The sequence below is a fragment of the Kingella potus genome, assembly GCF_900451175.1.
In the GTDB taxonomy this organism is placed as follows: domain Bacteria; phylum Pseudomonadota; class Gammaproteobacteria; order Burkholderiales; family Neisseriaceae; genus Neisseria; species Neisseria potus.
The window spans coordinates 220,117-232,159 of the sequence record NZ_UGJJ01000001.1 but is presented as its reverse complement, the minus strand read 5'-3'; the positions used below and the strand labels follow the sequence as shown (position 1 = coordinate 232,159).

The window sequence follows — 12,043 nt, the reverse complement described above, 5'->3', positions numbered from 1 at the left end:
GCATTGCCGGCTGCTGTGAGGCCGTCTGAAAGGCCTTACGTCTGTGCGGGGAGGCCTGAAAATCGCGAAAACGGTGTTCACAGGCCGCCTTGCGCACTTAACGTTTCCAGCTTGGCGCAACGTCGGCTTGGATGCCGTATTTTTCGATGGCCTGCTGCACGGTTTGTTTGTCGACTTTTCCTTGGTCGGCCAGTGCGCTCAGGGCGGTTACCGCAACGTGGTAGCGGTCTACTTCAAAGAAGGAGCGCAGGTTGGCGCGGCTGTCGGAGCGGCCGAATCCGTCGGTGCCGAGGACATGGTAGTCGTTCGGAATATAGGCGCGGATGCGGTCGGCGAAGCTGCGGATGTAGTCGGTGGCGGCAACCACGGGGCCTTCGTGTCCTTCGAGCTGGGCGGTTACATAGGGGACTTTCCGTTCGCCCAAAGGGTGCAGGCGGTTGTAGCGTTCGGCTTCGATGGCATCGCGGTGCAGCAGGTTGAAAGAGGGGCAGGACCAAATATCGGCTTCGATGCCGAAGTCGTTTTTCAGCAGGTCGGCGGCGTGGATGACTTCCTGCAAAATGGTACCCGAACCCATAAGCTGTACGCGTTTGCCGCCTTCGCCGCCTTCGCGCAGCAGATACATACCTTTGAGTATCTGCTCTTCGATACCTTCGCGCTGCGGCAGGGCGGGGTGGGTGTAGTTTTCGTTCATCAGGGTAATGTAGAAGAATACGTCTTCGTTATCGACGTACATTCTCTGCAAACCGTTGTGGACGATGACGGCCACTTCGTAGGAGAAGGTGGGGTCGTAGGATATGCAGTTGGGGATGAGGTCGGCCTGTACCTGGCTGTGGCCGTCTTCGTGTTGCAGGCCTTCGCCGTTGAGTGTGGTGCGTCCGGCGGTGCCGCCCAAGAGGAAGCCGCGCGCGTGCAGGTCGCCTGCTGCCCATGCGAGGTCGCCGACACGCTGGAATCCGAACATGGAGTAGTAAATATAGAACGGAATCATGGCGAAGCGGTTGTTGGCGTAGCTGCTGGCAGCGGCAATCCAGTCGGCCATCGCGCCGGGTTCGTTGATGCCTTCCTGCAAAATTTGGCCGTCCACGCTCTCTTTATAGAACATGAGCTGGTCTTTGTCCTGCGGGGTGTACTGCTGGCCTTTGGGATTCCAGATGCCGTATTGGCGGAACATACCTTCCATGCCGAAGGTACGGCTCTCATCGGGAACGATGGGAACGATGCGGCGGCCGATCTGCTTGTCTTTCAACAGGGTGGCGAGGATGCGCACGAAAGCCATGGTGGTGGAAAATTCGCGGTCGCCGCTGGATTGGAGCTGCGCGTCGAAGTCGCTCAGGGCGGGAATCGGCAGGGCCTCGGTGTTGGGGTTGCGCTGGGGCAGGTAGCCGCCGAGGCTGTTGCGGCGTTCGCGCATATACTGCATTTCGGGGCTGTCTTCGGGGAAGCGGAAGTAGGGCAGGTTGCCGCTTTCGATCTGCTCGTCGCTCACATTGATGCCGAAGCGGTCGCGGAACTGTTTGAGCGATTTCACGTCCATTTTTTTCGCCTGGTGGGCGATGTTCTGGCCTTCGCCGGATGCGCCCATGCCGTAGCCTTTGATGGTTTTGGCAAGAATCACGGTGGGGCGGCCGTCCGGGTTGTTTACGGCTTCGTGATAGGCGGCATAGACTTTGTGCGGGTCGTGGCCGCCACGGTTTAATGCCCAGATTTCGTCGTCGGACATATCGGCCACGAGGGCTTTGAGCTCGGGGGTGTTGAAGAAGTGTTCGCGCACATACGCTCCGTCTTTGGATTTAAACGTTTGGTAGTCGCCGTCGAGGCATTCTTCCATACGTTGTTTGAGGGCGTTGTTGGTGTCGCGGGCGAGCAGGCCGTCCCAGCGGCTGCCCCAGATGACTTTCAGCACGTTCCAGCCCGCACCGCGGAAGTTGCCTTCCAGCTCTTGGATGATTTTGCCGTTGCCGCGTACCGGGCCGTCGAGACGTTGCAGGTTGCAGTTGATGACGAAAATCAGGTTGTCCAAACCTTCGCGTGCGGCCAGTGCGATCGCGCCCTGGCTTTCGGGCTCGTCCATTTCGCCGTCGCCGCAGAAACACCATACTTTGCGGCCTTTGGTTTTGGCCAGGCCGCGCGATTCCAGATATTTCAGAAAACGCGCCTGATAAATCGCCATCAGCGGCCCCAAACCCATGGATACGGTGGGGAACTGCCAGAAATCGGGCAAGAGGTGGGGATGCGGGTAGGAGGGCAGGCCTTTGCCGCCGACTTCCTGACGGAAGTTGTCGAGCTGTTCGTCGGTAAGGCGGCCTTCGATATAGGCGCGGGCGTAGAAGCCGGGTGCGGAGTGGCCTTGGATATAGACCAAATCGCCTTCTTCGCCGGCCGCTTCGTTTTTGGCGCGCCAAAAGTGGTTGAAGCCTACGTCGTACAGGGTGGCGGAAGACTGGAAGGAGGCGATGTGGCCGCCCAGTTCCAGATTTTTCTTGCTGGCGCGCAGCACCATTGCCGCCGCATTCCAGCGGATGACGGAGCGGATGCGGTGTTCGAGTTCGTGGTTGCCCGGGGATTTTTGTTCTTTGCCTGTGGGGATGGTGTTCAGATAGGCGGTTGTCGCATCAAACGGCAGGTGCACGCCGCGCCGGCGGGTGTATTTCACCAGGTTTTCCAATAGAAAATGCGCTCTTTCCGAGCCTTCGTTTTCCAGCACGGAACTGAGCGCATCCAGCCATTCTTGGGTTTCGATTGGATCGATGTCGTTGGGTTTGTTGGACATGGGATTATCCCTTCATGATTTGAGAGTTACGGAACACGGCAAAGCCGCCTTTTTTGATGCAGCGGGGCAGGCCGTCTGAAAAACGTCCTGTACCCGTGTGGGTCTTGCCGCCCGGTTCTGCGTATGCCGCGCCGGTGGCGCGGGTGTCGTATTTCTTGTAGCGGACGGCTATTGGTGCAAAATGCTATCAGTTATCGGGCGGGCTTGCAAACGGGGTGGCGGCTTTCTTTGTGCGGAATCAAAAAAACACCGGCCGGCTGTGCGGCTTGTTTTTCGTTTGCGAACGGATTGGGAAGGGGTTTTGCGCGAAGCCGGTTCGGAATGGAGCAAAAACGCTGAAAAACGAAAACGGGCTTTGCCGGACGGGAGTGGTTTTCAGACGGCCTGAAACGGGTTAAAAACAGTAAAGGCAGGCCGCATTTGTATGTTTGGGCGGTCAGGGTGTTTGGCCGTTTTCTTCTTCCGGGCCGCGCCGCCGTTTCAGCAGGATTCTCACTGCGCCGTCGTTGCCTTTATGCGGCTCGGCGTAGGCCAGCACTTCGGGGTGCAGCATCAGCCAGCGGCGGACGAGGTGTTTCAGTTTCGGGCGGTAGCCTGCCGAGCCGAGGCCGCTGCCGTGGATGATTTCGCCGCATACGCCGCGTTTTTGCACGAAAACGATAAATTCGTTGAGTACCTGCTGGGCTTCTTCCTGCGTGTAGCCGTGGAGGTCGACATCGGCGCAGACGGCGTAGTAGCCGCTTTGCAGGCGTTTGATGTCGGCTTGGCCGCGTCCGTTTTTGCTGAATTCGGCGGGGATGTCCGTCCATTGTCCGTCGCCGATGTAGAAGTTGCCGTCGTCGTCGTCGCGGGCATTGTCTTTCGGGCGGGGTTTGATGGGGGTGGTGTCGCGTTCGGGTGGGCGGCGGTTGGTGTTTTTTAGTGGTGTTACGTCGGCCATCAGGGCGGCGAAATCGGGTTCCTCTGCCTGCTGTTTCGCGTTTGCGCGCTGTTTGGCTTTTTCGGCTTCGCTTTGCCGTTTTGCCTGCCTGCCCAGGGCCTCGAGTGTGTCGCGGAAGCTGTTTTCGGTGTTCATGCTGTGTTTTGTCGCTGTCGGGGTTGTGCCGCTGCGGTTGAGGCCGTCTGAAAACCTGTTTGTGTTTTCAGACGGCCTTTTTCAGACGGCCTCAATGCCGTTTCGGGTCGTTGGGGCGCAGCTCGGCGGCGAGTTTGTCGAGGATGCCGTTGATGAATTTGTGGCTGTCGGTGCCGCCGTAGGTTTTGGTCACTTCGATGGCTTCGTTGATGATGACGGGGTAGGGGGTTTCGGGCATGGCGGCCAGTTCGTGGCAGGCCATGAGGAGGATGGCGCGTTCGACGGGGTTGATGTCTTTTTCGTCGCGGTCGAGCAGGGGGCGGATGCGGCGCATGTATTCGCTGCTGTTGCTGTGTGCGCCGAAGAAGAGGGCGGTGAAGAGTTCGCCGTCGGCGCGGGGGTAGTCGGAGGCTTCGCGGATGTTTTGCGCCACTTGGGGGGCGGACGCGCCGTTGAGGGCGCATTGGTAGAGTGCCTGTACGGTAAATTCGCGGGCGCGGCGGCGGGGGCTGGCTTTCATGGTATTCCTTTATTGTGCCGGAAACGGGTTCGGGCGGTGCAGGGCGGTTTTCAGACGGCCTGCGGCTTGCTGCGGGCCGTCGGCGGGAGGTTTAGTCTTCCTGTTCGCCGAGTAGGGTATTGACGAGGTTGCCGCATTCGACGGCGGCTATGGCGGCTTCTTGTGCTTTTTCGACGATGCGTGCGTGTGCCTGTTCGTCGTTTTCGGTGGTGAGGACGGCGTTGGCGATGGGGATGCTGTAATCGAGGGTGGTGCGGGTGATGCCGGCGGCGGATTCGTTGGAGACCAGCTCGAAGTGGTAGGTTTCGCCTCGGATGACGCAGCCGACGGCGATGAGTGCGTCGAATTGCTGGGTGCCGGCCATGGATTGCAGCACAAGGGGGATTTCGAGTGCGCCGGGTACGGTGGCGGCGGTGATGTTCTCGTCTTTTACGCCGAGTTCGCGCAGTTTGGCGGCGGCGGCTTCGAGCATGGCGGAGCCGACTTCGTTGGTGAAACGGGCTTGGACGATGCCGATGCGCAGGTGGGTGCCGTCGAGGTTGGGCGTGATGATGTTCATGGGGTTCCTTGTTTCGATTCGGGTTGGTCGGGAATGCGGTGCGGGAGGCCGTCTGAAAGGATGCTTTGCGTGTTTGCTACGGGCAGGTTTGCCGGCCGGATGTGTTTTCAGACGGCCTTGGCGGGCAGGGGCGCGATTTTACACGAAAAGTCAGTGCGCCTTGCTTTTGAGTGAGCCGAGGTAGATGGAAAACAGGGTGAGCGCGGCACCGCACCACTGCACGGCGGTAATCGGTTTGCCCAGCAGGAGGAAGTCGATGGCCAGCGCGGCCACGGGTTCGCTCAGCAGCAAAAGGCCGGTCAGCGACAGGGAGAGCAGGGGGATGGCGTAGGCAATCAGCCCCCAGGCAAAGCACTGCATCACGATGCCGTAAACCAGTATCAGGAAGATGTCGCGCAGGGTGGCGGGGTAGAAGCGGTGTGCGTCGAATACCAATGCGGGCAGGGTCAGGGCCAGTATGCCGCCCGCGCTCACCAGCAGCATCAGGGGAAACAGGGCGACGGGTTCGGCCTGATGGGTTTTGCGTACGGCCGCCATCGACAGGGCAAGCATCGCACCGGAAACAATGCCGGCGGCAAAGCCCCAGGCCGCGCCGCTGTTGCGGCCGAATTCGGGAGCGGCAATCATCGCCACGCCGGCGGCGGCGAGAAAGAGGTTGGCTGTTTGCAGGCGGGAAAGTTTTTCGCCGAAAAAGAGAAAACCGATGGCGGAAAGAAAAAAGATTTGCAGGCTGTTGAGCAGGGTGGAAATACCGGGGCCGACGGCGTGTATGCTTTCGTGCCACAGCGCGAGATCGAAGCCGAGTGCCGCACCCGAGAGCAGGGCGTAGCAGACGGCGGCGCGGCTTTGCGGCAGGCGTTGGCCGAAGCGGCGCATCAGCAGCCAGAAAACCATGCCCGCCACCAAAAGCCGCCACCATGCGGCGGCAAAGCTGCCGATGGGCACGAATTTGACAATCAGGCTTCCCAGCCCGAACACCACGCAGCCGATTATCAGCAGCGGCGCGGCGTATTTTTCGGGGTTTGCGGACATATTGTGCTTTTCTTATTTTAAAGATTGAGGCGGCGCATTATAGACCAAAGCGTTTTTTCAGACGGCCTCCGCGTTTCCCGCCCTTGCGCACATCGTTTACAATGCCGCCTTTTTTCCAACGGACCACCCGCCATGCTGGCAGTTATCGGAGGCAGCGGCCTTACCCACATTCCCGAACTCGAAATTACCGGCCGGCGCATCGTGCGCACGCCCTACGGCCTGCCTTCCGCCCCGCTGCTGAGCGGGCGCGTCGTCGGACGCGAAATCCTTTTCCTCGCCCGCCACGGCCTCAACCACAGCCTTGCCCCACACGAAATCAACTACCGCGCCAATATCCGCGCCTTGCGCGAAGCCGGTGCGGAAGAAATCATCGCCGTATCTGCCGCCGTATCGCTGAATCCCGCGCTGCCCGCAGGATCGCTGGTGCTGCCCCACGACCTTATCGACTACACCTGCGGCCGTGCCGCCACCTTCTTTGAAAACGACGGCCGCCAAGTCGTGCGTACCGACTTTACCGAGCCTTACGACCCCGTCCTGCGCCAAGCCCTGGCCGGCCATGCAGCTGCCTGCGGCACACCCGTTCTGACGCAGGCCGTGTATGCCTGCATCCAGGGGCCGCGCAGCCCCACCCGTGCGGAAACCATCCGCCTGAGCCGCGACGGTGCAGACATTTACGGCATGACCGGAATGCCCGAAGCCATCCTCGCCCGCGAAGATGGCCTGCCCTACGCCTGCCTGTGCGGCATTGTTGCCGCCTGCGACACCGCGCCGCAAGAGCGCGACCGCCATTCGCGCCACACCATCGCCCAAATCCGCCGCCTGCTGGCAGACTGGCGCACGCCATGAACCCGTCCGCCGCCGGAAACCCGTCCGCACACGCCCCGCAGGCCGCATTGACCGCCGGCGGAGCGGCGGCGGAGCAGCCTGCAAATGCCGTTGCCCATATCTTCGGCCAAGCCGTAACCGACCTTCCCCCCGATCTCTTCATCCCCCCTGACGCGCTGCAAATCATCCTCGGCAGCTTCCAGGGCCCGCTCGATCTGCTGCTCTACCTCATCCGCAAGCAAAACATCGACGTACTCGACATCCCCATGCTGCGCATCACGGAGCAATACCTGCACTACATCGCCCGCATCGAAGCCCGGCAGTTCGACTTGGCCGCCGAATACCTGCTGATGGCCGCCGTCCTGATTGAAATCAAATCCCGCCTGCTCCTGCCGCGTCAGGAAAGCACGGAAGAAGAAAACGAAGAAGATCCGCGTGCCGAACTTGTCCGCCGCCTGCTTGCCTACGAGCAGATGAAGCTCGCCGCGCAAAATCTCGACGCACTCCCCCGCGCCGGCCGCGACTTCCTCTGGGCCTACCTCCCGCTTGAAATTGCCGCCGAAACCCGTCTGCCCGAAGTGCAGACTGCCGACCTCACCCAGGCCTGGTTGGCCATCCTCTCCCGCGCCGACCGCAACAAAAGCCACCGCGTCGTCCGAGAAGCCCTGTCCGTACGCGCCCAAATGGCCGCCATTTTGCGCCGTCTCGCCGACGCACCCTGCCGCTTCAGCCGCCTGTTCCGTCCCGAACAAGGTCCGGCCTATGTCGTCGTCAGCTTTATCGCCCTGCTCGAACTGGCCAAGGAAGGCCTCATCCTCATCTGCCAAAACGAACCCTGCGGCGAAATCGAAATCGCCCTGCACGAAGGCGCGGACATGACGCAAAACGAAGCACACGCTTTTCAGACGGCCTCGGAAGCCGAACAGGCCGTCTGAAAAGCGTTAAACAAAGGTTTCAGACGGCCTCTGCCGCTGATGTAGCGCGTGCCGCACAGCGACGCACGTGTTCTTTGTTTTGCAACTATTCTGAAACCGCGTGCGTGGCTGCGCCACACACCCTACCCGGGTGCAAACAGCATGACGGATATTTGCGTGTTGTTCTCTAATACGAAAGGCCGTCTGAAAACGCAGACTGCGGATTTTCAGACGGCCTTTCGTATTCTTACCAGCAAACAGGCGTACGGCACGATAAACGCGTGCGTCGCTGTGCGGCACATCCACCTTGATGGCAGAGATTGTGTTTTCGTCCGAACAAGGATAAGCAGGCAGCTTGCTGTTTTACCTTCTCCTGCCGATACCGAACGCATGGTGTGTCGTACAGCAATGCAAACAGGCCGTCTGAAAACCGTTAAACAAGGGTTTTCAGACGGCCTCTGCCGTTAATGTAGGGTGTGTCGCCACAGCGACGCACGCGTTCCTTAACCTTCGGGTAAAGGCCGTCTGAAAACGCAGACTGCGGATTTTCAGACGGCCTGTTTGTATTGTGTACGGCTGCTTCTACATCAGGAAGAAATAGGCCCACAGCGACACTAAGATAATACTCAGTATATTCAGCACCATCCCGACTTTAAGCATATCGCGCTGGGTAACCAGCCCCGTGCCGAACACGATGGCGTTGGGCGGAGTGGCCACGGGCAGCATGAATGCGCACGACGCGCCGATGCCGATGATCATCACCAGCACTTCCTTAGGCATACCCATCTGCTCGGCAACGCTGGCGAATACCGGCACCAAAAGGGCGGCGGAGGCGGTGTTGCTGGTGAACTCGGTCAGGAAAATAATGAAAGTCGCCACAGCCAAAATCACCAGGAAGGGATGGGCTTGGACAAACGCGCCGGCCATTTCCTGTCCGAGTGCGGCAGACGCGCCGGATTTTTGCAGCAGGGTGCTGAGTGCGATGCCGCCGCCGAAAAGAAGCAGCACGCCCCAGTCGGTGTTGCGGGCAACTTCGCGCCAGCGCACCACGCCGAACACCACTACGGCCACGGCGGCAGTCAGCGCGACGAAAGAGTCGGGGCTTTTGATGCCCAGATGCTGTTTGATCTGTTCGCCCATCACCCATGCCACGGCGGCGGCAAGGAAAATCAGCAGCGCAATCACGCGGTGCAGCGTCCACGGGATGTCTTCGTGTTCCACTTTCACTTTGGCCGACAGGTTGGGCTTCAATACGACAAACAGCGAAAACAGCATCAGCGGCAGCAGCGCGAGCATCATCGGCAGCCCGTATTTCAACCAGCCGGCAAAATCGAGGTTTAAGGCTTTGGCGGCAATCGCGTTGGGCGGCGAACCCACCACCGTACCCAGCCCGCCGATACTGGCGCAGTAGGCGATGCCCAGCAGCACAAACACAAAAGTGTTGCGGTCTTTTTCTTTGTCCAAATGCCCCATCAGCCCCATCGCCAGCGGCAGCATCATTGCCGCCGTGGCCGTGTTGCTGATCCACATCGACAGCACGGCGGTAACGGCAAACAGCAGATGCACCGCCACAAAGGTGTTGCCGCGCGAGAGCGAAATCAGCCACACCGCGATTTTGCGGTCGAGTTTTTGCATATGCAGCGCGGTGGCCAGCGCAAAGCCGCCGAAAAACACATAGATAATCGGGTCGGAAAAGCCCGCCAGCGCCTGCTTCGTATCCATATCCGGGATTTTGAACAGGATGGCGAACAGCGGCACAATCAGCGCGGTAACGGTGATATGCACCGCTTCGGTAAACCACATAATCGCCACGAAGGCGAGAATGGTCAGCCCCTTATTGACATTGCTGTCGTAGGGCAGGATTTGGTAGAGAACCGCGCTGATAACGGCAGCGGCCACCGCAATCATCAGGCCGCGAAAGTCCGTTATCGGAGCCTGCGCGCTGAGCAGCTGGGTGTTTTCCGGCTGGCCGCCGTCTTGGTTTTGGTTGGTCGTCATGGAGTCCCTCCTAAAAATTTGCAAAGTTTTTCTTAAATAAAAGCGTGCTGCGGCCGCTAAGATAACATAAATTTACAGGAGGGGGACAAACCGGATATTCATCGCGTTCGCCCGGGCGGCAAAAAGGCCGTCTGAAAAACGGTTTTCCCGTTTTCAGACGGCCTGTACACAGATGGCAGATGCGGGTCAGCGGTGGTAGTTCGGAGCCTCTTTCGTAATCTGCACATCGTGGACGTGCGATTCGCTCATGCCCGCCGAAGTGATTTCCACAAACTCGGCTTTTTCGTGCATTTGGCCGATGGTGGCGCAGCCGAGGTAGCCCATGCTTGAGCGCAGGCCGCCGGTAAGCTGGTGGATAATATTGACAATCGGGCCTTTGTAAGGAACACGGCCTTCGATGCCTTCGGGAACGTATTTGTCGGCACTTTCCTGTTTGTCTTGGAAATAGCGGTCGTTCGAACCCTGGCTCATCGCACCGAGCGAACCCATGCCGCGATAGGATTTGTACGAACGCCCCTGGTAAAGCTCGATTTCTCCGGGGGCTTCCTCCGTACCGGCAAACATACCGCCCAGCATCACGCTGGATGCGCCTGCCGCCAGAGCTTTGGCAATGTCGCCCGAGAAGCGGATGCCGCCGTCGGCAATCAGCGGAACGCCGGTGTCTTTCAGGGCTTCGGCCACATTATGGATGGCGGTAAGCTGCGGCACGCCCACTCCGGCCACGATGCGGGTGGTGCAGATCGAACCCGGGCCGATACCCACTTTTACCGCATCCGCACCGGCGGCAACCAAATCCAGCGCGGCTTGGGCGGTGGCGATATTGCCGCCGATAACCTGCACCTGCGGGAAGTTTTCCTTTACCCATTGCACACGGTCGAGCACGCCCTGGCTGTGGCCGTGGGCGGTATCGACAACAATCACATCCGCACCGGCGGCAACCAGCGCGCACACGCGCTCTTCGGTGTCCGCTCCCGTGCCGACAGCCGCCCCCACGCGCAGGCGGCCTTCGGAATCTTTGTTGGCATTGGGAAATTCGGTGGTTTTCAGAATGTCTTTTACGGTAATCAGGCCTTTGAGTTCGTCTTTGCCGTTCAACACCAAAACACGCTCCACTTTATGCGCGTGCATCAGCTCGCGGGCTTCTTCGATGCTGGTGCCCTCGGCCACGGTAACCAGGCGTTCGCGCGGGGTCATAATGGCGGAAACCGGCAAATCCAGGCGGCTTTCGAAACGCAGGTCGCGGTTGGTAACAATGCCGACCACTTTGCCGTTTTCCACCACGGGCAGACCGGACATTTTGCGTTTGCGCTGGGCGCGTATTTCCAAAAGCTCGCCGATGAGCACGTCGGGGGCGACGGTAACCGGATCTTTGACAATGCCGCTTTCGTGGCGTTTGACTTTTTCCACGGCTCTGGCCTGCATTTCGGGAGTCATGTTTTTATGGATGATGCCGATGCCGCCTTCCTGCGCCATAGAAATGGCCAGGCGGGCTTCGGTTACGGTGTCCATTGCGGCCGAAAGCAGGGGAAGGTTGAGCGTGATGTCGCGGGTGAGTTTTGTTTTGAGGGAAACGTCGCGGGGAAGGACATGGGAACGGGCGGGAACGAGCAGAACGTCGTCGAAGGTGTAGGCTTTTTCTACGATGCGCATAATGCATTTTGCCTTTCAGCGGTTGGAAATTTAAAATGCACGCAATTGTAGCATATTTGCCGCCCGCCAAAAACGCTTTTCCCGATAACATGGCGGCATACGGGCAAATACAGTACAATCTCCGTTATATTCCGTTATTTTTAGAAAAGCGAGACGAACGATGCACATTACTCCTATTGCAAAAGTCCTGTTGTTGGGTGGTTTTCTGGTGTCGGGCAGCCTGTATGCCAAAGAGATTTACCGCTGGAAAGACAAAGGCGGCTACAACAAATACTCCGACGTGCCGCGCGGCCTCAAGCCTACGCAGTCCACCATCATAAACGTACGCACCCATAAAGTTACCCCGCCTGCCGACTCTACCGTACAGCCTTCTCCGGTAACCACCGTCGGCGACCCGAATGCCACACCTTCGCTGGCCGACCAGCAGGCTGCGGTAAACGCGAAAATCGCCGAGGAAAACAAAGCTGCGGAACAGCGCAACAAAGAAATCGAAGAGCAGAACAAGCAGGCGGCGGAAGCCAACTGCAAAACCGCGCAAATGAATCTGTCGTACGCCCAAACCGCGAAAACCGACAAGCGCGAAGCCCTGATCCAACGCTTCAACCAGGATGTTTCCAAATACTGCAGATAAGCAGGCAGTTGCGCAATACATACAGGCCGTCTGAAACTCTTTTCAGACGGCCTGTATGTATTTTTC

At 59.1% G+C, this 12,043-nt stretch carries 10 protein-coding genes; 3 read left to right on the top strand and 7 right to left on the bottom strand.

The window, feature by feature from the left end:
- Positions 1 to 97: 97 nt before the first annotated feature.
- The 5 genes from aceE to DYE40_RS01095 form a co-directional block, all read right to left on the bottom strand.
- Complete coding sequence (aceE, locus tag DYE40_RS01115; RefSeq protein WP_115307363.1) at positions 98 to 2,773, bottom strand: pyruvate dehydrogenase (acetyl-transferring), homodimeric type; 2,676 nt, start codon at positions 2,771 to 2,773, stop codon at positions 98 to 100.
- 436 nt (positions 2,774 to 3,209) lie between these two features.
- Entirely contained in the window at positions 3,210 to 3,848 is a 639-nt protein-coding gene (locus DYE40_RS01110) for a Smr/MutS family protein (RefSeq protein ID WP_115307362.1), read from the bottom strand.
- Between the two features lie 91 nt (positions 3,849 to 3,939).
- Positions 3,940 to 4,368 (bottom strand): transcription antitermination factor NusB, encoded by a 429-nt coding sequence (gene nusB / locus DYE40_RS01105; protein ID WP_115307361.1) that lies wholly within the window; start codon positions 4,366 to 4,368, stop codon positions 3,940 to 3,942.
- Positions 4,369 to 4,459: 91 nt separating this feature from the next.
- A complete protein-coding gene (gene ribH, locus DYE40_RS01100) occupies positions 4,460 to 4,927 on the bottom strand; it encodes a 6,7-dimethyl-8-ribityllumazine synthase (protein ID WP_115307360.1) in 468 nt (155 codons plus the stop codon).
- A 150-nt stretch (positions 4,928 to 5,077) separates the two neighbouring features.
- Positions 5,078 to 5,959: a DMT family transporter gene (locus DYE40_RS01095; RefSeq protein WP_115307359.1), complete on the bottom strand. Its 882-nt coding sequence runs from the start codon at positions 5,957 to 5,959 to the stop codon at positions 5,078 to 5,080.
- A gap of 132 nt (positions 5,960 to 6,091) precedes the next feature.
- Between DYE40_RS01095 and DYE40_RS01090 the strand changes: the two genes are divergently transcribed.
- Both DYE40_RS01090 and DYE40_RS01085 read left to right on the top strand, forming a co-directional pair.
- The gene (locus tag DYE40_RS01090; protein WP_115307358.1) at positions 6,092 to 6,805 is read left to right on the top strand and encodes an S-methyl-5'-thioinosine phosphorylase; all 714 of its coding nucleotides are present in this window, start codon (positions 6,092 to 6,094) and stop codon (positions 6,803 to 6,805) included.
- Positions 6,802 to 7,719: a segregation and condensation protein A gene (locus DYE40_RS01085; RefSeq protein ID WP_115307357.1), complete on the top strand. Its 918-nt coding sequence runs from the start codon at positions 6,802 to 6,804 to the stop codon at positions 7,717 to 7,719. Before DYE40_RS01090 ends, DYE40_RS01085 begins: the two co-directional genes overlap by 4 nt.
- Positions 7,720 to 8,280: 561 nt before the next feature.
- Here the strand turns inward: DYE40_RS01085 and DYE40_RS01080 are convergent.
- Complete coding sequence (locus DYE40_RS01080) at positions 8,281 to 9,696, bottom strand: SLC13 family permease (RefSeq protein WP_115307356.1); 1,416 nt, start codon at positions 9,694 to 9,696, stop codon at positions 8,281 to 8,283.
- Between the two features lie 186 nt (positions 9,697 to 9,882).
- Positions 9,883 to 11,346: an IMP dehydrogenase gene (gene guaB, locus DYE40_RS01075; protein ID WP_115307355.1), complete on the bottom strand. Its 1,464-nt coding sequence runs from the start codon at positions 11,344 to 11,346 to the stop codon at positions 9,883 to 9,885.
- 160 nt (positions 11,347 to 11,506) lie between these two features.
- On the opposite strand from guaB, the gene DYE40_RS01070 reads away from it, so the two are divergent.
- On the top strand, positions 11,507 to 11,977 hold the full coding sequence (locus DYE40_RS01070) for a DUF4124 domain-containing protein (RefSeq protein WP_115307354.1): 471 nt from the start codon (positions 11,507 to 11,509) through the stop codon (positions 11,975 to 11,977).
- Positions 11,978 to 12,043: the final 66 nt, after the last annotated feature.

What these genes read in the sequence shown, in the direction of transcription:
- aceE (WP_115307363.1), bottom strand. Translation starts at nt 2,773, where the DNA reads ATGTCCAACAAACCCAACGACATCGATCCAATCGAAACCCAAGAATGG.
- ribH (WP_115307360.1), bottom strand. Translation starts at nt 4,927, where the DNA reads ATGAACATCATCACGCCCAACCTCGACGGCACCCACCTGCGCATCGGC.
- DYE40_RS01090 (WP_115307358.1), top strand. Translation starts at nt 6,092, where the DNA reads ATGCTGGCAGTTATCGGAGGCAGCGGCCTTACCCACATTCCCGAACTC.
- DYE40_RS01085 (WP_115307357.1), top strand. Translation starts at nt 6,802, where the DNA reads ATGAACCCGTCCGCCGCCGGAAACCCGTCCGCACACGCCCCGCAGGCC.
- nusB (WP_115307361.1), bottom strand. Translation starts at nt 4,368, where the DNA reads ATGAAAGCCAGCCCCCGCCGCCGCGCCCGCGAATTTACCGTACAGGCA.
- guaB (WP_115307355.1), bottom strand. Translation starts at nt 11,346, where the DNA reads ATGCGCATCGTAGAAAAAGCCTACACCTTCGACGACGTTCTGCTCGTT.
- DYE40_RS01110 (WP_115307362.1), bottom strand. Translation starts at nt 3,848, where the DNA reads ATGAACACCGAAAACAGCTTCCGCGACACACTCGAGGCCCTGGGCAGG.
- DYE40_RS01095 (WP_115307359.1), bottom strand. Translation starts at nt 5,959, where the DNA reads ATGTCCGCAAACCCCGAAAAATACGCCGCGCCGCTGCTGATAATCGGC.
- DYE40_RS01070 (WP_115307354.1), top strand. Translation starts at nt 11,507, where the DNA reads ATGCACATTACTCCTATTGCAAAAGTCCTGTTGTTGGGTGGTTTTCTG.
- DYE40_RS01080 (WP_115307356.1), bottom strand. Translation starts at nt 9,696, where the DNA reads ATGACGACCAACCAAAACCAAGACGGCGGCCAGCCGGAAAACACCCAG.